The 19,557-nt window shown below is 67.1% G+C and carries 18 protein-coding genes; 10 read left to right on the top strand and 8 right to left on the bottom strand.

Going from position 1 to position 19,557, the window contains the following annotated elements; genetic code table 11:
- Window positions 1-2 precede the first annotated feature (2 nt).
- The gene (locus R2733_13650; protein MEZ5377545.1) at window positions 3-1,499 is read right to left on the bottom strand and encodes a fused MFS/spermidine synthase; all 1,497 of its coding nucleotides are present in this window, start codon (window positions 1,497-1,499) and stop codon (window positions 3-5) included.
- Window positions 1,500-1,591: 92 nt separating this feature from the next.
- Between R2733_13650 and R2733_13645 the strand changes: the two genes are divergently transcribed.
- The 4 genes from R2733_13645 (at window position 1,592) to R2733_13630 (ending at window position 6,660) form a co-directional block, all read left to right on the top strand.
- Entirely contained in the window at window positions 1,592-2,677 is a 1,086-nt protein-coding gene (locus R2733_13645) for an S-(hydroxymethyl)mycothiol dehydrogenase (GenBank protein MEZ5377544.1), read from the top strand.
- Window positions 2,678-2,864: 187 nt separating this feature from the next.
- A complete protein-coding gene (locus tag R2733_13640) occupies window positions 2,865-4,547 on the top strand; it encodes an amidohydrolase family protein (protein MEZ5377543.1) in 1,683 nt (560 codons plus the stop codon).
- A gap of 234 nt (window positions 4,548-4,781) precedes the next feature.
- Complete coding sequence (locus R2733_13635) at window positions 4,782-5,999, top strand: IS110 family transposase (GenBank protein ID MEZ5377542.1); 1,218 nt, start codon at window positions 4,782-4,784, stop codon at window positions 5,997-5,999.
- Window positions 6,000-6,033: 34 nt separating this feature from the next.
- Window positions 6,034-6,660 (top strand): MBL fold metallo-hydrolase, encoded by a 627-nt coding sequence (locus R2733_13630; GenBank protein MEZ5377541.1) that lies wholly within the window; start codon window positions 6,034-6,036, stop codon window positions 6,658-6,660.
- Window positions 6,661-6,682: 22 nt separating this feature from the next.
- On the opposite strand, the gene R2733_13625 is transcribed toward R2733_13630, so the two are convergent.
- Window positions 6,683-7,564 carry a sulfotransferase gene (locus tag R2733_13625; GenBank protein MEZ5377540.1) on the bottom strand — a complete coding sequence of 294 codons (882 nt, stop codon included), beginning with the start codon at window positions 7,562-7,564 and terminating at the stop codon, window positions 6,683-6,685.
- 121 nt (window positions 7,565-7,685) lie between these two features.
- Between R2733_13625 and R2733_13620 the strand changes: the two genes are divergently transcribed.
- Window positions 7,686-8,516, top strand: a complete 831-nt coding sequence (locus R2733_13620) for an SH3 domain-containing protein (protein MEZ5377539.1) — start codon at window positions 7,686-7,688, stop codon at window positions 8,514-8,516.
- Window positions 8,517-8,542: 26 nt separating this feature from the next.
- On the opposite strand, the gene R2733_13615 is transcribed toward R2733_13620, so the two are convergent.
- Together R2733_13615 and ilvD are read right to left on the bottom strand one after the other, a co-directional pair.
- Entirely contained in the window at window positions 8,543-9,160 is a 618-nt protein-coding gene (locus R2733_13615; GenBank protein ID MEZ5377538.1) for a hypothetical protein, read from the bottom strand.
- A 110-nt stretch (window positions 9,161-9,270) separates the two neighbouring features.
- On the bottom strand, window positions 9,271-11,121 hold the full coding sequence (gene ilvD / locus R2733_13610) for a dihydroxy-acid dehydratase (GenBank protein ID MEZ5377537.1): 1,851 nt from the start codon (window positions 11,119-11,121) through the stop codon (window positions 9,271-9,273).
- Between the two features lie 73 nt (window positions 11,122-11,194).
- Between ilvD and R2733_13605 the strand changes: the two genes are divergently transcribed.
- Entirely contained in the window at window positions 11,195-11,758 is a 564-nt protein-coding gene (locus tag R2733_13605) for a hypothetical protein (protein ID MEZ5377536.1), read from the top strand.
- A complete protein-coding gene (locus tag R2733_13600; GenBank protein ID MEZ5377535.1) occupies window positions 11,755-13,467 on the top strand; it encodes a DUF885 domain-containing protein in 1,713 nt (570 codons plus the stop codon). Before R2733_13605 ends, R2733_13600 begins: the two co-directional genes overlap by 4 nt.
- Before the next feature lie 7 nt (window positions 13,468-13,474).
- Here R2733_13600 and R2733_13595 read toward each other — a convergent pair whose 3' ends face one another.
- Window positions 13,475-13,900: a PaaI family thioesterase gene (locus tag R2733_13595; GenBank protein ID MEZ5377534.1), complete on the bottom strand. Its 426-nt coding sequence runs from the start codon at window positions 13,898-13,900 to the stop codon at window positions 13,475-13,477.
- A 78-nt stretch (window positions 13,901-13,978) separates the two neighbouring features.
- Between R2733_13595 and R2733_13590 the strand changes: the two genes are divergently transcribed.
- The 3 genes from R2733_13590 to R2733_13580 are packed head-to-tail and all read left to right on the top strand — an operon-like array spanning window position 13,979 to window position 17,313.
- A complete protein-coding gene (locus R2733_13590; GenBank protein MEZ5377533.1) occupies window positions 13,979-15,169 on the top strand; it encodes an MFS transporter in 1,191 nt (396 codons plus the stop codon).
- A 4-nt stretch (window positions 15,170-15,173) separates the two neighbouring features.
- Window positions 15,174-16,715 carry a M1 family metallopeptidase gene (locus R2733_13585; protein ID MEZ5377532.1) on the top strand — a complete coding sequence of 514 codons (1,542 nt, stop codon included), beginning with the start codon at window positions 15,174-15,176 and terminating at the stop codon, window positions 16,713-16,715.
- Window positions 16,716-16,743: 28 nt separating this feature from the next.
- Complete coding sequence (locus R2733_13580; GenBank protein ID MEZ5377531.1) at window positions 16,744-17,313, top strand: hypothetical protein; 570 nt, start codon at window positions 16,744-16,746, stop codon at window positions 17,311-17,313.
- Between the two features lie 114 nt (window positions 17,314-17,427).
- Here the strand turns inward: R2733_13580 and R2733_13575 are convergent, their stop codons facing one another.
- The 3 genes from R2733_13575 to R2733_13565 form a co-directional block, all read right to left on the bottom strand.
- Window positions 17,428-18,033, bottom strand: a complete 606-nt coding sequence (locus tag R2733_13575; GenBank protein MEZ5377530.1) for a TIGR03086 family metal-binding protein — start codon at window positions 18,031-18,033, stop codon at window positions 17,428-17,430.
- Window positions 18,030-18,716: a hypothetical protein gene (locus tag R2733_13570; protein MEZ5377529.1), complete on the bottom strand. Its 687-nt coding sequence runs from the start codon at window positions 18,714-18,716 to the stop codon at window positions 18,030-18,032. The genes R2733_13575 and R2733_13570 overlap by 4 nt, the downstream gene beginning before the upstream one ends.
- Before the next feature lie 166 nt (window positions 18,717-18,882).
- Window positions 18,883-19,404 carry a hypothetical protein gene (locus R2733_13565; protein MEZ5377528.1) on the bottom strand — a complete coding sequence of 174 codons (522 nt, stop codon included), beginning with the start codon at window positions 19,402-19,404 and terminating at the stop codon, window positions 18,883-18,885.
- Window positions 19,405-19,557 lie beyond the last annotated feature (153 nt).

Below are 19,557 nucleotides of genomic sequence, written 5' to 3'. Positions count from 1 at the left end.
GATCAGGGAGTGGTGAGCAACTGATCGACAGGGGCGAACTCGTCGGTCAGGATCTGGGCATCGCCGATCCACTCGTCGAGCGCAGCGTCGACATGGGCAACATCGTCGTCATTGCGGGACCGGGCGAGCACGTCGATCGCCGCAGCGTCGATCGGTTGATGCGAGGCGACCAGGACCAGGTTCCCCCCGGCATCGGCGTCGAACTTGGTCGGTGAGGAGACGACAGCCACGTGCTCGAACACGGCACGGAGGGTGGCCACCTCGGCTCGAGCGAACGACAGCGGCGGATAGTCGATCAGGTTGATGAGATAGATGCCGTTGTCGGTCATGACTCGGTCGACCTCGCGGGTGAACTCGACGGTCGTGAGATGCCACGGAACGGCCAGACCGCCGAAGGCATCACCGAGCACGACGTCATACCGGTCGTCGGGTTGATCGAGCAACCCCGTACGGGCATCGCCAGTTCGAACACGCAGGTCGTCGCTCAACACGAGTCCCATCTCGTTCTGGACGAGTTCGACGAGCGTCGCATCGAGTTCGAGCACGAGGGACTCTGACCCGGGATACTCGGCGGCGATCCAGCGAGGAAACGTGAAACCGCCACCGCCAATGTGAAGCGCCGTCACCGGCCGTTGCTCCGGAAACGACACCTGGATCACGTCGGCGAACGACAACGAGTAGTCGAACTCCAGATGTGTCGGGTCCTCGAGGTCGACGAACGAGTGCCGCAGGGTGTCGAGAATGAGGAACCGGCCGCTCCCACCTTCCTCGTCGGCCACGACGCGAGCACAGAAGTAGTGGCTCTCGACCTGGCACGGACCCGTGAGTGAGTAGTTGAACACGGTCGCCAATGCCAGCGCAGCGACTGTCGTTCCGGCCAACGACCGTTGTGAGCGTCCCAGCATCGTCCAGACGACCAGACCCAGCAACGTGATCAAGATGCCGACACCGACGACGATCGTGGTCGACGACACCCGGGCGACGAATACGAACCCGGTCATGAAGGAACCGAATAGTGCGCCGGCCGTGCCGAGCGCAGAGAAGCGACCGACCGTGGCGCCGGTGGATTCGAGATCGAGGAGTTGGAGCTTGACCACGGTCGGCGAGACAGCCGACAGCATGGCGGCGGGCACGAAGAGCCCGAGGAACGTGAGCATCATGAGCCCGACGATCGAGTTCGGACCGACCGCCGGTCCGACCACCCGTATCACGGGGATGACGAGGAACGTCAGCATTCCGCCCCCTACCAACATCGGGCCGAGCAGTCGACGCGGCGGCGTGCGATCGGCCAGTGTGCCTCCGCCCCAGGTGCCCACGGCAATGCCCGCCAGCACGACGCCGATGATCGTGGTGAAGGTCTCGAGGGTGACGCCGACATACGGCGCCAGGAGCCGACCGGCGACGATCTCGAGCACGAGTACGACGAAGGACGTGATGAACACCAGCCCGTCGGCGAGCGGGCCCGGCAACGTTCGATCAGGGCTCGCTTCGGTCTTCATGGTCGCCGAGTATGCCCGGCCCCGACGAGTGATCACCGCACCGAGCAGCGACTACGGTGTGCGACGGAAACGATCGACAGGAAAGAGGGCACATGCCTCAGGAAGTACGTGGCGTCATCGCTCGAGCGAAGGGCGAGCCGGTCTCCGTCGAGACCATCATCATCCCCGACCCCGGTCCGGGTGAAGCCGTGGTCGCCATCCAGGCCTGCGGGGTGTGCCACACCGACCTCCACTACCGCGAGGGCGGGATCAACGATGAGTTCCCCTTCTTGCTCGGTCACGAGGCGGCCGGCATCGTCGAGTCGGTGGGTGACGGGGTCACCGACGTGGCGCCGGGCGACTTCGTCATCCTCAACTGGCGAGCGGTGTGCGGCCAGTGCCGCTCCTGCCTCAAGGGCAAGCCGCAGTACTGCTTCAGCACCCACAACGCCACGCAGAAGATGACCCTCGCCGATGGCACCGAACTGTCACCGGCGCTCGGTATCGGGGCGTTCTGCGAGAAGACCCTCGTTGCTGCCGGCCAGTGCACCAAGGTGAACCCCGAGGCCAAGCCCGAGGTCGCCGGTCTGCTCGGCTGCGGCGTGATGGCCGGCATCGGTGCCGCCATCAACACCGGCGGAGTCAGCCGTGGCGACTCGGTCGCCGTGTTCGGTTGCGGTGGTGTCGGCAACGCAGCGCTCGAAGGCGCCCGCCTGGCCGGCGCCAGCACCATCATCGCCGTCGACATCGACGACACCAAGCTCGAATGGGCCAAGGACTTCGGCGCCACCCACACCATCAACTCCTCGCAGGTCGATCCCGTCGAGGCCATCCGTGCGCTCACCGACGGCAACGGCGTCGACGTCGCCATCGAGGCCATCGGTCTCCCCCAGACCTACGAGCAGGCGTTCTACGCCCGCGATCTCGCCGGCACCGTCGTGCTGGTCGGCGTGCCCAATCCGACCATGAAAGTCGAGCTGCCGTTCATCGAGATCTTCGGTCGAGGCGGCGCGCTCAAGTCCTCGTGGTACGGCGATTGCCTGCCCGCCCGCGACTTCCCCATGCTGATCGACCTCTACCTCCAGGGCCGACTCAACCTCGAGGGCTTCGTGTCCGAGACCATCGACCTCGACGCCGTCGAAGAGGCCTTCCACAAGATGGAGCGAGGCGAAGTCCTCCGCTCCGTCGTCGTGCTGTAACACTGCACCTGCTCCGCAGGTGGGGCGCCGCCCATCCGAGCTTCTCGCTCGTCGCGTGCTCCGTCCCTCCGCACGTCGGACACGTCTGAGACGGCACCCGCTAAGCAGGTCGGACAGGAGTGACACTGCTCGATCTGACGGCGGGCGCGCACCTCGGTAAGTTCGCGGGCGAACGAGGAGGACGCACATGTCGGACAGGTTGGTCATTCACGGTGGGACCGTCGTCGACGGCACGGGAAGCCCGGGGTTCCGGGCCGACGTCGCCGTCGAGGACGGTCGCATCATCGAGATCGGTGCCGACCTGGCGTCCGGCGTCGACGAGGCGCACCGGATCGACGCCACCGGATGCGTCGTCGCCCCCGGCTTCATCGACATCCACACGCACTACGACGCCCAGGTCTTCTGGGACCCGGCCCTGACCCCCTCCTGCTTCCACGGCGTCACATCGGTGGTGGCCGGCAACTGCGGGTTCTCGATCGCCCCCACCCGAGCCGCCGACCGAGACACGGTCCTGCGCACCCTCGAAAAGGTCGAGGACATGGACCCCACCTCGCTGGCTGCGGGGATCGACTGGGACTTCGAGACGTTCCCGGAGTACCTGGCGTCGATCGCGCGGCGGGGCACGGTGCTCAACTATGGCGCGTACATCGGCCACACCCCACTGCGTCTGTTCGTGATGGGCGACGAAGCGTCCAGCCGTGCTGCCGAACCCGGCGAGATCGCCGAGATGTCGCAGCTGGTCAGTGACGCCATGGCGGCCGGCGCCATCGGGTTTGCCACCAGTTTCGCCGTCACCCACCTCGGCGCCGACGGGCAACCGATCCCCAGTCGCTGGGCCGATCGAGACGAGATCGAGGCGCTGTGCCGGGCGGCTGCGGCCGAGGGTCGTGGTGTCATCGGTATCAACGGCGTGAACGAGCAACTCCACTTCGACCAGATCTACGACCTCCAGCTCGAGCTCGACGTTCCCATCACCTGGACCGCCCTCCTCACCACTTCGGCCGGATCGCACGTGCGAGCCCTCGATCTGCATCGCGCCGGTATGGCCAAGGGAGCGGCGGTGTGGCCGCAGGTCTCGCCACGACCGCTCACCTTCTCGATGAATCTCGTGGAACCGTTCACCCTCAACACCAGCCCGGTGTTCGCCGAGCTGATGTCAGGCGACGAGCAGGCTCGTGCCGCGGCCTACGCCGACCCGGCGTGGCGTCAGCGAGTCCGAGACGCCTGGGCGTCCGGCCCCAAGGGTGGCATCCCGCCTCGGTGGGAGACCTACGAGATCATGGAGTCGGCCAACCACGCCGACCTCATCGGTCGCCGCCTGGTCGACATCGCCGACGAGCGAGGAGTGGAGCCGTTCGACGCTCTCCTCGACCTGGCCCTCGCCGAACCCACCCTCCGGTCGATCCGGGTTCGAGCGGTGCTGGCCAACGACGACGAAGAAGCCGTCGCCGGCTTGCTCAATGAGCCGGGCTGCACCCTCGGGTTGTCCGATGCCGGCGCCCACGTCACTCAGCTGTGCGACGCACCGCTGGCCACCGATCTCCTCGGCCGCTGGGTTCGGGAGAAGGGTGCGCTCAGCCTCGAAGCAGCGGTCAACAAGCTCACCAAGGTCCAGGCCGACCTGTTCGGCTTGAGCGATCGGGGCGTGGTCGCCGAAGGCAAGGCTGCCGATCTCGTCGTGTTCGATCCCGAGACCGTCGCCCCCGGCCCGCTGCGTCGGGTCAATGACTTCCCGGCCGGTGCCGAGCGACTCACGGCCGACCAGCCGACGGGCATGCGCCACCTGCTCGTCAATGGTGTGCAGGTCGTTGACGACGGTGTGCTCCGTGACGACGCAGTTGCTGCCCGACCTGGTCAGATGCTCCGGTGAGTCGGTCCTAATGGGGGCCGAACCGGTGCTCCCATTCTGGGAGGCTGGTTGTGAGCCGCTGACCGGTCAGCACTCGTCGGTCCTGGGTGTTGAACCCTAGGTCTAGATCGTGCGCCGGGCAGTCGGAGGAGAGGCCTTGATGGCTGGTGGGATGACGTGCTTCGAGCACTGAACCATTAGGGAGTCGCTGGCCGCTTCGGGCTCTTCATCGTTCCCTGATCTGAGGTGATGCCGATGGCGCCACTGTTCGTAGGCCACGACTGGGCCGAAGCCCATCACGACCTGTTGTTCGAGGACGACACCGGCCGCCGTGTCGAGGGCGGCCGTGTCCCTGACAGCGTGGAGGGTGTCGCCCGGTTCCACGCGATGGTCGGCGACCGGGTCGATGACCCCGCTGATGTGATCATCGCGACCGAAACCGACCGGGGCCTGTTCATCGGTTCGTTGATCGCTGCGGGCTACACCGTGCTGGCGGTGAACCCGATGTCGACTTCGCGGTATCGGGAACGCCATTCGACCTCGGGCGCGAAGTCTGACCCCGGCGACGCCAAAGTCCTCGCCGATCTGGCCCGCACCGACGCCCACAATCATCGACGGGTCGCCGGCGACAGCGACCTGGTCAACTCGATCAAAGTGTTGACTCGAGCCCATCAATCGATGATCTGGACCCGGCAACGCCAAACCAACCAGCTCCGCTCCACCCTGCGCGAGTTCTATCCCTCCGCCCTGGAAGCCTTCGGTGATCTGGCCCACAGCGACGCGCTCGCCGTGCTCGCGATCGCGTCGACACCAGCCCTGGGTCGCCAGTTGTCGATCTCCAAGATCCGATCCGCCCTGCGTCGAGGCGGCCGGCAACGACGCCTCGACCAACGAGCCGGAGAGATCCAAACCGCGTTGCGGAGCGAACAACTCGCCGCACCCGATCAGATCGCCGCGGCGATGGGCAGCGTCGTTGCCGCGTTGGTCGGCGTGATCGGCGAGCTCAACACCCAGATCGCCGGTCTCGAAACCCAGCTGGCTGACCGTTTTGAGCAGCACCCGGACACCAAGATCATCCGTTCCCTGCCAGGACTGGGGATGACGCTCGGCGCCCGGGTGCTCGCAGAGTTCGGGGACGACCCGAACCGCTATCACGATGCCAAGTCTCGCAAGAACTACGCCGGAACCTCGCCCATCACCCGCGCGTCGGGCAAACACCATGTCGTGTTGGCCCGCTACGCCCGGAACCGGCACCTCGCCGATGCCTGCTACCTGTGGGCGTTCGCCGCGCTCACCGCCAGCCCCGGCGCCCGAGCGTTCTACGACCAACGACGAGAACGAGGCGACACCCACAACCAAGCCCTGCGAGCACTTGGGAACCGGCTCGTCGGGATCCTGCACGGCTGCCTCCGCCACCACACCCCCTACGACGAGCACACCGCCTGGTCCCACCGCCAAGCCCTCGCCGCTTGACACCAACCAACCGTGGGATGTCTAGACTCTCCGGATGGCTCGCATCGATCGCATCATCACCTCCGGCATCTTCTCGCTCGACGGTCAGGACTTCGACGTCGACAACAACGTCTGGATCATCGGCGACGACGCCGAAGCGATCGTGATCGACGCTGCTCATGACCACCGGGCGATCCTCGAGGGTCTCGGCGGGCGCAAGCTGAAGGCCATCGTGTGCACGCACGGTCACAACGACCACATCAACGCCGCCGCGGAACTGGCCGACGAGACCGGCGCCCCCATCCTCATGCACCCGGACGACACGATGCTGTGGGAGGTGGTGTATCCCGACCGGCGCGTCGACGATGCACTGGCCGACTTCGCCAAGATCGACGTGGGTGGCAGCCAGCTGACGGTCCTCCACACCCCCGGGCACTCCCCCGGTGGTTGCTGCCTCCACCTTCCCGAGGACGGCATCGTCTTCAGTGGCGACACGCTCTTCAACGGCGGCCCGGGCGCCACCGGGCGCAGCTTCTCGAGCTACGACCTGATCCTCGACTCGATCGAAGGACGGCTCTTCACCCTGCCCGAGCACACCACGGTCCACACCGGCCATGGCGACTCCACCTCGATCGCCGCCGAGGCGCCGAGCTTGGCCGAATGGCGCTCGAAGCAGTCGTGACCGCCAGTCGGCCGACGAGCGATCAGAAGTCGTCGTCGATCGAGTAGCCCCACTGCGCGAAGAACGGTGCCAGCTCGGCAAGCCAGGTGTCGCTGGCGCGTCGACCGATCGGGCTGGAGAGCCAACGGCGCCACTGGTGCCGGTAGGTCGGGTCGAGTGCAGCCGGCGGCCGCTCGCCATTCGTTCGAGGCGACAAGCCGAGGTGAGCGAGGAGGTTCTCGGACACGATCGAGGGATCGGCAACCACGTCTTCGAACCGCACCACGGTCACGTTCTGGAGGAATGGACGATCGGCGGCGAACCGCTCGTGAGCGACGATCCAGTGCTCGATCAGCGTGTGCAGGGTCCGCTTCGGCATGAATCGGCGAGCGCCGGACGGCCCCATCCCCGTCCACTTGCGGGTGGCGAGGGCAACGGCCGCCGGGTGGCGGATCACCATCACGAAGGCAGCGTCAGGGAAGACCGCCTGCAGGAAGCGCGACTGGAGGAGGTTCTGCGGCGACTTCTCGACTCGCACCCCGGCGTCGACGTCGCCCCAATACGGACGCCACGCCGCGATCAGTTGTGCGCGCGTCTCATCGACGTCGGTCACTGGAGCGGTGAGATGTGACCGATCATCGAACGCAAACCTTCCTGGGCCGCCGAACTCGCGAACCGATGGCACGACCTCGTGGAGGTAGTGCCCCTCGTCCTCCATGAAGCCGGTGCCGACCAGACCCGTCGCGCCGTCGGCAGACGCCAACATGCGCGTCACCATCGAGGTTCCCGAGCGGTGCAGGCCACCGACGAAGACATGACGCGGCTCGCCTACTCGACCGCTTCCTCGGTCATCGACACGTGCCGGACCAGGCGCTTCGAGATCCACACCACCGTGCGAGTGCGAGACGATGTCCGGGCTGCCCATGGACACATCGTCGCAAACCGAAGTGAAGCGCAGCTGAACGAAATGCGGCCGACCGACGAAGTTCCGGTGCTGCTCGATGGCAAGCTGGAACCGATTGCCCCGCTCGATCGTCTGAGGCCACATGACCCGTTCGCACCCACATGTTCCCGCACGCAGCCTGGTCTCGAACCGCGGCCTGGCCGCCGCCACTGTTGTGCTTGCGCTGGTCGCGAGCGCCTGCGGTGGTTCTGACACCGACGCGTCGGAGACGACATCGACCTCGGTGACCCAGACCACCGCGTCGACGACCACGACCACCGCACCCGAGTCGACGACGACCACCTCCACCACCGCTGCGCCGACCGCAACGAGCGTCGCCGAGTCGGAGCTGCCGGGGGTGTCGTTCGACTTCGGACCGGCCGAAGGTTCCTCCGTGGCGGTGGTCGGCGTCGCCGCCGACGACGTGCTCAACGTGCGGCAGCTACCCGACCCGTCATCAGCGATCGTCACCGAACTCGATCCCACCGGCGATGCGACCCTCACCAACCGGAAGCGGGATCTGGGCACCTCGATCTGGTACGAGGTCGAAACCGCCGCCGGCATCGGGTGGGCCAACGCATCGTTCCTTGCTCCGACCGGCGGCACCCGCGATGCCACCAACGAGTTCACCGATCTGCTGGGCGAGTTGCCAACCGGTGCGTCGAGTGACGAGGTGATCGCTGAGCTCCAGCAGGTGCTGGTTGCCTACGGTGCCGAGCAGGAGGGCCCACCGATGACCGTCACCATCGTCGATGGTCCCCACACGGGTGATCTCGACGAGGTGACGATCGACGTCCTCGGCTATGCCGACGATGCCGTCCGTGGTGACCGCCTCCACGTGTTCATCATGAACGAAGGCGACACCTCGGCGATCAAGACCATCGAGGCCACCTCACTCTGCCAGCGAGGCTCCGACGGCGCATTCTGCCTGTAGGCGGCAGACTCGCGACGTGACCGACGTCAGCGGGGCGGGAGGTTCTCGCCGACTCGGTTGACCCGGGCGAGCACACCGGTCAGGTCGAGCACAGAGCGACCGGCCACGATCATGGTCAAGCCGATGAGGGCGAAGAGGACCGCTTCGCTCGGACCGGTGTACGGAAGTTCTTCGAGTTCGTCGCCTTCGGGTGCCGCTGTCGTCGGGGCTGCCGTCGTCGGCGCGACGGTCGTCGGGGTGACGGTCGTGGGTGGCACGGTGGTCGGCGCCGCAGTCGTCGGAGCGGCCGTGGTCGGGGCAGCCGTCGTCGGAGCCACCGTGGTCGGGGCAGCGGTGGTGGGCGGCTCAGTGGTTGGCGGCTGGGTGGTCGCCGGCGCCTCCGTCGTCGTCGGTGCCAGGGTCGTATCTGGCACCGTCGTCTTGGCCGAATCCAGCGCTGTCGTCGTCGGTGCGGTCGTCCGTGGTGCCGAGGTCGGGGGTGTCGTCACATAGGTGGTGGTCACACCGCCGTCGGCCGCCACCTCGTTGGTCGGCAGCCGCGAGCACGAGGCGGCGCCGAGCAAGAACAGCGTTGCGGCGAGACCGCGACGCGCCGTCGCCCGGCATCGTCGGGGCATCGCAGCGGAGGGAGACGGGAAGCTCACGTCTCCACAGATACGCCGGGTGCCGATCCTCGGCATCAGCGACTTCACCCAGTCGGGAGGAATTACCCCTGTTCAGGCACTTTCGGCCAGAGGACCGGCTGGGCCGAGCGTCAGCGAAGCTGTGAGAGGTCGCGCACTGCGCCTCGGTCGGCCGACGTGGTCATGGCGGCGTACGCCCGCAGCGCCTGGCTGACGACCCGGTCGCGGTTGCGAGGCGTCCACGCCTCGGCGCCCCGTGACTCCTCGGCCACTCGCCGACGAGCGAGCTCGGCGTCGTCGACCCGCAGATTGATCGAGCGGTTCGGAATGTCGATGTCGATGATGTCGCCGTTCTCGACCAGACCGATCGCCCCACCGGCGGCGGCCTCGGGTGAAGCGTGCCCGATGGACAATCCCGACGTACCACCCGAGAACCGGCCGTCGGTCAGCAACGCACACTGGGTGCCGAGGCCGCGACTCTTGATGTAGGTGGTCGGGTACAGCATCTCCTGCATGCCCGGGCCACCCTTCGGACCCTCGTAGCGGACGATCACACATTCGCCGGCCACGACCTCTTCGCCGAGGATTCCCTCGACCGCGTCGTCCTGGCTCTCATAGACCCGTGCCGGGCCGGAGAAGACGAAGTTCTCCTCGGCGACACCGGCGGTCTTCACGATGCAGCCGTCGACGGCGATGTTGCCGTAGAGGACGGCCAGCCCACCCTCGGACGTGTAGGCGTGTTCGACGGAGCGGATGCAGCCCCCTGCTCGATCGGTGTCGAGCGACGGCCAGCGGGTTGCCTGGCTGAACGCAACCTGGGTGGGGATGCCGGCGGGGCCGGCGCTGAACAGCCGCTTGGCTTCGGCGGTCGCCGAGTCTCGCATGATGTCCCACTCGTCGAGGGCGGCGCCCATCGACTCGGAGTGCACCGTCGGCACGGAAGCATCGATCAGTCCAGCACGGTCGAGCTCACCGAGAATGCCAGGGATGCCGCCCGCTCGGTGGACGTCTTCCATGTGGTAGGTGTCGACCGAGGGTGCCACCTTGCAGATGTTCGGCACCCGGCGGCTGATGGCGTCGATGTGCGCCATCGTGAAGTCGTGGCCAGCCTCCTGCGCGGCGGCGAGGATGTGCAGCACGGTGTTGGTGGAGCCGCCCATCGCGATGTCGAGGACCATGGCGTTCTCGAACGCGGTCGGCGATGCGACATTGCGAGGCAGGACCGAATCGTCGTCCTTCTCGTAGTGCCGACGGGCGAGATCGACGATCCGGCGCCCGGCCTCGAGGAACAGCTGCTCGCGATCGGCGTGGGTGGCAAGCGTGGAGCCGTTGCCTGGGAGCGACAGGCCGAGCGCCTCGGTGAGACAGTTCATCGAGTTGGCGGTGAACATGCCCGAACACGAGCCACACGTTGGACAAGCCGAGCGCTCGACCGCTTCGACATCGGCCATGTCGGCCTGCTGGTTGCCGGCGATGGTCATGGCCGAGATCAGGTCGACGCGCACTTCGTTGCCGGCCAACCGGGTCTTGCCTGCCTCCATGGGACCGCCAGAGACGAAGATCACCGGGATGTTCAGGCGCAATGCGGCGTTGAGCATGCCGGGGGTGATCTTGTCGCAGTTCGAGATGCACACCAGCGCGTCGGCGCAGTGGGCGTTCACCATGTACTCGACCGAGTCGGCAATGAGATCACGGCTCGGGAGGCTGTAGAGCATGCCGCCGTGTCCCATCGCGATGCCGTCGTCGACCGCGATGGTGTTGAACTCCTTGGCCACACCGCCGGCTCGCTCGACTTCCCTCGCCACCAGTTGCCCGAGGTCCTTCAGGTGCACGTGGCCCGGAACGAACTGGGTGAACGAGTTGGCGATCGCGATGATCGGTTTGTCGAAGTCCTCGTCGGTCATTCCCGTTGCCCGCCACAGGGCTCGGGCTCCAGCCATGTTGCGGCCGTGGGTGGTGGTTCGCGAGCGATACTCAGGCATGTCCCCAATCTAGGCCATCGGGTGCGCGAAGCTCCCAGTTGAAAGCGTGGGGAGACCGGCCGACAGGAACCGAATGGAACGCATCATCCTCTGGGCCGTCCGCGTCGGACTGGTCCTCGCTATCGCCATCAGCGTGTCGTTTCCCGATTGGGAGCAGTTCGCCGGCAAGGGCATGGCGTTCCGTGCGCCGTTCTACCTCCTCCCGCTCATCGTCGTCCCGCTCGTCTGGAAGCTGCGGGGTTCGAACCCGCCCTACCCGTACCTCGTGGACGCACTCGTCGTTGCGCCGTTCCTCATGGACACCCTCGGCAACGTGCTCAACTTCTACAACAACTACGACGTCACCGACGACGTGCTCCACTTCTGCAACTGGGTGCTGCTGATGGGAGGCGTCACGCTCGCGATTGCCCGTACCGGCGTCGGCAGATTGAACGCCTGGTCACTCGGTTGGGGATTCGGTGGTCTGGCGATCATCTGGTGGGAAGCGGCCGAGTGGCTCGTCCAGAAGATGGGGACGGCCGGCCTCGGTTTGACCTACGGCGACACGATCGGCGATCTGGTGCTGTCATCGACCGGCGGTGCACTCGGGTCGGCGTTGGCGATCGCCTTCGCCTGGCCCGATACTGCTGAACGATGAGCGACGCACCTGCCAACGACATCTTCCGCCTCTCGAGCGACGCCGTCGAACTCCTGGCCGATCACGATCCGATGCTGGCGACCCACGTCGGCCTGCCAGGACGAGACCACCGTTGGTCCGACTTCTCACCGGCGGGCGTGGCGGCACGTCGTCTGCTGCTTGAGGAGATCCTTGCCGCTGCGGAGTCCGCTCCGGTCGACGACCACCGAAGCGTCGTTGCCCAACGGGTGCTGGCGACCGAGATGCGCAACGAGATCGCTGCGATCGATTCCGAACTGTGGCGACGCGATCTCAACAACATCGACTCGCCGTGGCAGAACATCCGCGAGATCTTCGAGTTGATGCCGGTCGACTCCCTCGACGAGTGGACGAGCGTGGTCGCTCGGCTCGAGACGATCGAGCATCCGCTGGCCGGCTACCGAGCCTCACTGACCGTCGGACTCGAGGCGGGCGACGTCGTTGCACGCCGCCAGGTGCTCACTGCGATCGAACAGGGCAGGGTCACCGAAGGCGAGACGTCGTCGTTCTTCCTGCTGCAGGCCGCGTTCGACGATGCCGAACTCGATCGCGACGATCCAGCGGTCGACGCGCTCGCTCGACGCCTCGCCGCCGGGATCGACTCGGCCCGCCGTGCCTACGGCGCCATGACAGACTGGTTCGAATCCACCTACCTGCCCGCCGCTCGCGACATCGACGGCGTTGGGCGCGAGGCCTGGCTCGCCTCTGCCACCCCGAAGCTCGGCACCGTGGTCGATCCGATCGCCACCTACGAGTGGGGCTGGGACGAACTCGCTCGCCTCATCGCACGCCGGGCCGAGGTGGCTCGGCAGATCGACCCGACGGCGACCGTCGACGACGTCCTGGCTCGAGTCATCGAGGACCCGGAGCTGGTCGCCCCCGACGCCGACGCCTTCGTTGCCATCATGCAGGAACGCCAGGACGCTGCCGTTGCTGCGCTCGACGGCAGCCACTTCGACGTCCCTGCCGAAATCAAGACGGTCGAGGTCCGGATGGCACCGCCCGGCGGTGCGACCGCCGCCCACTACCTCGCCCCGTCGGAGGACTTCAGCCGCGCCGGTCGCGTCATGTATCCCCCGGCCGGACGCACGGTCTTCCCGCTCTACGAAGAGGTGACCACGGCCTACCACGAGGGGTTTCCGGGCCATCACCTCCAGGTCGGCTGGCAGATGGCGATGGGCGATGCGCTCAGCCGCCTGCACCGGCTCCTCGTCTGGTATCCGGGTTCCGGCGAGGGATGGGCGCTCTACGCCGAGCACCTGATGGGCGAACTCGGTTTCCTCGAGCGCCCCGAGTACGAGCTCGGTCTCCTCACGTCGCAGATCTTCCGCTCGGCCCGCATTGTGATCGACATCGGCTGCCACCTCGGCCTCACGATCCCCGACAGCTCCGTCACCACCGGCGCCGCGGCCGTCTTCGACCACGCCGGCGAAACCTGGGACTTCGACCTCGGTCTCGAGATGCTCACCGATGTCGTCCACCTCGAACCCACCAACGCCGAGTCCGAGATGGTCCGCTACCTTGGCTGGCCGGGGCAGGCCATCTCCTACAAGCTCGGCGAACGCTTCTTGCTCGACCTTCGCGAGGAGATGTCGGCAGCGCCCGACTTCGATCTCAAGGCGTGGCACGCCAAGGTGCTGTCGCTCGGCTCGCTCGGCATCGACCTGCTCGATGAACTGATGCGAGCCTGACCTCGCCTCAGTCGGGCAGGGTGACGAACAGCGCCTTCGCCTCGACCAGTGGCGTTCCGTCGCTGCGGCGGAGGGCGCCGGCCACCCTGACGGTCCGGCGCCGTGACGGCTCGGCCGTCGCCTCGAGCACGTACGGCCCGCCGGCCAACGGAACGGGTTGGCGGTAGCGGAGGTCGAGCGTGCCGGTCACCACCCGGGTGCCGAGCGCGTTGGCAGCGGCGCGAGCACAGATGTGGTCGAGGAGCGTCGCCGCATTGCCGCCGTGGAGCCAGCCCGGATTGCCACGGTGTTCCGGCTCGGGTTCATACATCGCACGAGCGGTGAGACCGTCGATCTCGAACGGCGGATGCAGGGCACCGAGGACTCGGCTCAACGCTGCCTCCACGGCCTGTTCGACGGCGTCTCCGGGCTCGTTGGCGTCGCTGCTCGTCATAGGTCGGCGACAACCTACCGGCCGTCCGCCGGGACACGATGCGCCGTCGTGGTCGATCCGGGATAGAACGGCAGGCTCATGGCCAGACTCGATCCACTCGGCGACTTCCGAGCCGAACTGCGTGCACCGATGCGCTGGCTGCTGCTGTTCCGGTTCATCTCCAACACCGGCGTGCGATTCGCCTACAGCTTCCTCGATGCCATCGCCCGCGGCACGGGGCTGTCGAACGGTCAGCTCGGAGCGGTGCTCGCACTCCGTGACCTGAGCGGGGCCGCGGCACCGGCCGTCGGGTCGTTCGCCCAGCGGTCCGGCACCGTGCGAGTCATGGGGATCGGGGCGACGCTCGCAACCCTCAGCTACTTCGTCGCAACCGCTGGAGCGACGGGGTTCATCATCGGCATGATCGTGTCGGGCATCGGCAAGATCGCCTTCGACGTCGGCATGAACACCTGGGTCGGAGACGTCGTTGCCTACGAACGGCGGGCCCGCGCCAGTGGACTGGTCGAGCTGGCATGGGCGGCCGCAGCACTCGTCGGGCTCCCGTTGTGCGGTGTCCTCATCGACCAGTTCGGATGGCAGGCGGCGCCGGCGCTGCTCGGCCTCGCCGGGCTGGCGCCGATGCTGGCGATCAATCGACTGCACGGCACCTCGGTCGCTCACGTGCCGGTCGAGAACGTGAGACTGGCCTTCGATCGCACGGCGATCGGCGCGCTGATCGGGTTCAACGCCATGACGCTGGCGTCGCAGTTCCTTATCGTGGGGCACGGCCTGTGGCTCGACGACGCCTACGGACTGGACGCCACCCAGATCGGGCTCGCCGTCATCTCGATCGGCGTCATCGAGGCCATCGCCTCCACCGCCACTGCGACGTTCACCGACGCGCTGGGCAAGCGCCGTGCGGTGCTCGGCGGGCTCACGCTGATGCTGTTGGCCTGCGTGCTGTTCGTTGCGAATCCCTCGCCGCCACTCGCGCTCGGCCTGGCCAACCTCGCGGTCGCCTTCCTCGGCTTCGAGTTCGCGTTCGTCTCGACGCTGCCGCTCCTGGCCGAGCTCGACCCGGTGTCGCGGGCCAAGATGCTGGGCTTGGCGCTCGGCAGCTCGACCGTCATGCGAGCGGCCGGTAGCCCGATCGGTATTGCGCTGTTCGACAATGCTGGCTGGGGCGCACTGATGCTCGCTGCAGCCGTGGCGGCACTGGTGGCGATCGCTGCCATCGGTGCGCTCGTGGTGGAGCCGGCCACCGATGCGTCGATCGATGTGCTGAACTGATTCGATGTCGACCCGGCGGCAGGTGACTGCGCTCCCGTTCCTCACCTCGCTGACGGTTGCGGCGCTCGTCGCTGCGGGCTGCAGCTCAACCTCGTCGACCTCGGGCACCGGGGATCTGTCGAGCGAGGCCGTCACGACATCGACGTCGTCAGATCCGACGACCACCGAGACCGCGACGCCCGACGACACCACGCCTGAGGACACCGGCGCCGCCACCGATGGCGACGGCAGCGGTCAGGGCAGTGGCGTCAGCGGCGCCGACAGTGCGGGCGATCCGCTGTTCCCTGGCGTCGGCAATGGCGGGTACGACGTGCTCGACTATCAGCTCGACCTCCGGGTCGAGCGGCCGACTGTGAGCGGCGTCGCCTCCCTCACGATCGTCCCGACACAGCCACTCGATACGTTCAACCTCGACCTGATCGGGCTCGATGTCGACACCGTGACCGTCGCCGGTGAGCCGACGAACTTCGAACACAGCGGCCGCGAGCTCAGCATCGATCCCGCTGCCGACCTCGCCCCCGCGACCGAGGTGATCGTGGTCGTCGAGTACCACGGCAACCCGGTCCCCATCGACGACCCCGCCGGTCCGGCGGCACTCGGCTGGTACACCGAGCCCGCAGGAACGTTCGTGGTGGCCGAACCGACCGGTGCCGCCACCTGGTTCCCGTGCAACGATCACCCGACCGACAAGGCGACGTTCGAGTTCCGCGTCACCGTCCCGTCCGACGAAGTCGCCGTCGCGTCAGGAGTGCTGGCCGACACCGTCGACAACGGCGACGGCACCTCGACCTGGGTGTGGCAGATGGCCGACCCGATGGCGACCTACCTCGCGTCGGTCGTCACCGGCGAGTTCGAGCTGATCGAGGAACCTCCCATCGGTGAGACCCAGGTCCGCCACGTGGTCCCCGCTGGACAGGGCGACCGGCTCGGTCCGATTCTGGCGCGCCAGCGGCCGATGCTCGAACTCTTTGCGCAGCGCTTCGGTCCCTACCCGTTCGACAGCCACGGCTCGGCTGTCGTCGAGTCCAACCTCGGGTTCGCTGCGCTCGAGAACCAGACGCTCAGCATCTACGACGCCCAGTTCATGGGCGTCTTCGTTCCCGACGAGTTCACCGATCGGGTGATGGCCCACGAACTCAGCCACCAGTGGTTCGGCGACGCGGTGTCGGTCGCGACGTGGGGCGACATCTGGCTGAACGAGGGCTTTGCGACCTGGTCCGAGTACTACTGGGTCGAGCAGTCGGGCGTCGATCCTTGGGTTGGACCGAGCCCGAATCTCGGCCCCCTCGTTGATCTCGCTGCGCCGAATCTCTTCGACGAGAACGTGTACGTCCGGGGCGGATTCACGCTCGAGGCGCTGCGACGAACCGTCGGCGACGACGTCTTCTTCGAGATCCTGCAGACCTGGGTCGAGCGCCACAGCGGCAGCGTCGCCTCGACGTCGGACTTCCTCGATCTGGTGCAGGAACTCGCCGGTGACACGCCGACCCAACTCGTCGAGGAATGGCTCAACGCACCCCAGATGCCGGCGCTGCCGCCTCGATGAGGCAAAGTTGAACGATGGGCAACGACCGATGAGCACACGCCGGACCGGGGTCTACCCGGGATCGTTCAACCCACCGACCGTGGCGCATCTTGCGATCGCCGAGGCCGCCCGCCGGCAGCGAAACCTCGATCACGTGCTGCTCGTGCTCAGTCAGCGAGCGCTGGCGAAGGAACACGTCGAGCATCCTCGCTTCGAGCACCGCCTGGCCATCGTCGCCGAGTCCGTCGCCGACATCGACTGGCTCGACGTCGCCGTCACCGATCGACAGCTCTTGGTCGACATCGCCGAGGGTCACGACGTGTTGATCCTCGGGGCCGACAAGTGGGAGCAGATCAACGACCCCGTGTGGTACTCGGACTCGACGATCGAGCGTGATGCCGCCATCGCTCGACTACCGGAGCTCGCCATCGCCCCGAGACCACCGATCGTGGTGCCTGAGCAGCACCTCCTCGTGGTACACGAGGACTTCCACGATGTGTCGTCGACCAAGGCCCGAGACGGCGCCACCAATCTCATGACCGATGCTGCCCGGGCGTTCGCCCTCGACACCGGCGCCTGGATCGACGTCCCCCGCTACGACCGTCTCCACGCATCCTGAGTTCGGGCCGGAACTCCATCACGACGACGCCGTGAACGGCGCTCACGTATCGGAGATGCCCCCGGCCCACACCTGCACTGTCCGACTCCTCTACGACGGTGCCGCAAACGGGCTTCACGTACCGGAGTCGTCGACCCGGCCGAGCAGGAGAAGGTACTCGATGGCGGCCGTGGACGACGCCGAGTTCGTGGCACCGCGCAGGATCGAGTCGAGCGCCGGCGGGGCGAAGAAGCGGGCCGTCAGTGAGTCCGGCCGTGCCAGTTCGTCGAGTCCCCAGCGGACCAGTGGCGCCGGAATGCCGGCATCGCGACCCAGTGCCGTCTCGAGATCCCAGGTGTGGGCGATGAGGTCGTGCAACCGCAACCTGATGATCTGGCGCCCGGTGAGTTCGCCTGCGACGTGGTGCCACGTCTGCTCGAATGCGTGAGGTTGCCCGAAGGCCGACCGCTGCTCGACCGTCGACTCGACGGCTTGGCCGACATCGGCGCTGCCATCGCCGAAACGGGCCATCGTCTGCTGCATCGCCTCATCCGCCGCGTGGCCTCCGAGGATCAATGTGGTGAACCAGTTGCCGCCGACCACGTGATCGACCAGCGCCTGCACGTCCCACTCCTCACACGGCGTGGGACGTTGCCAGTCGCCGAGATCGATCGTGCGAACGGCGTCGGCGAAGCGCTCGCTCGCATGTTCGAGCGCAGCGAGATCGGGATCGAGAGTCATGCCGACGGGTCGAAGCCGAGGGATTCGATCAACGCCGAACGTTCTGCTTCGAGATCCTGCCGTGCCAGGCGGGTGCGGCGGCTCAGCCTGGCGTCGAGTACCACGTCGGCGCCGACCTCGCTGCACCCGATCTCGTCGATGAGTCGCTGTCGAGCCTCGCTCCGGTCCTCGCACGCAGCAACAAGGTCGCTGATCTCGTTCCAGCGGTCGTGGGCCAACAACTGCGCATCGACGAGCTCGAGACGTTGGAGACCGGCGTTGCGGAGGTGACGGCGGGCGACCACGACGATGTCGACGCCCGAGACGAAGACCAGGCCGGCGCCTTCGACGATGGCTCGATGGGTGTTGTCGTGGTCGGCGAACGGCGACCAGACGACCGCAGCCCCGATCTGGCGAGCGACCTTGACCACCCGCACGAACTTGGCGACCTCCTCGGCCACATAGACGAGGTCGGCGTGTTCGACGGCGTGGTCGTCGAGCTCGATCGTGACGCCGCGCTCGTCGCTGCGCCACACGATCTCGAGTGTCTCATCGGGTGCCAGCTGGGCCAGGCGGACGTCGTAGCCGAGCTTGGCCAGCGACGTCGCCGAGGCCATCCCGGCGTCACCGACGACGAGGACCGAGTCGGCCAGGTAGGCCTCCGGGCCTGCCGCCGGCTCGTCGTCTCGCTCGTCGGACCCCATCGTCCCAGTCTGCACCACCAGGACGGCCCGATGCGGCCATTCTGTGCGTCAGACTCCTCGCGAATTCCGAACTGTGCGTCACACTTCCCGCAGCCGACGCGAATGACGCACAGAACGGGTGGGGCGGTGAGAATGACGCACAGAACGGGCGGGTTCGGGACGACCCTCAGGTGGGGCCCTGTTGGCGGATGCGTTCGACTTCGGACATGGCCTCGCGGAGGCGGTCGATCCACTCCGACTGATGGGTGGCGACCTGGCTCACGCACCAGGCCAGGGCCTCGGAGCGGCTCCGAGCGACGCCAGAGTCGATGAGCGTGTCGAGCACTTGACGCTCGTCGAAGCGCAACCGAGTCATCACCGGGATCGAGGCGTTGGTGAACAGCGTCTGCACCTCCCCGCAGGCCGCCTCCCACGACACGTGCCGCTGGAAGCGCTGCTGGGCTGCGTCGGCGATCTTCATGCGGTCGAGTCGGGTCTCCTCACGGAAGGCTGCGATGCGAGACTGCGCCGCGATCGCCCCCGCTTCCGCTCCCTCGGGGCTGGCGCTCGGCAGCGGGAGACGACCGGTGACGATGATCTCGTCTCGATCGGCTCGCACGGTGATCGCGCCGTCGAACCAGTCATCGGGCGTGCGACCGGCGAACCACGCCGCCAGGTCGTCGAGGGTGATCGTGGGTCGCTCGGCCATGGGCTTCTCGCTTCGCTTCGGGGGTCGGGGCCGGCCGCCCGTCGAGCGATGCGTGCCGGTGTGTGACATCTGTCGGGGCGACCCGGGAATAGCCCGCCCCGCGCTGGCGTTTCGGAGCTTACATGTAATCATGTAATTCCGCTAGTACGCGCA

Source organism: Acidimicrobiales bacterium, assembly GCA_041394265.1.
Lineage (GTDB): Bacteria > Actinomycetota > Acidimicrobiia > Acidimicrobiales > SZUA-35 > JBBQUN01.
This window is presented reverse-complemented; position numbering and strand designations above follow the sequence as displayed.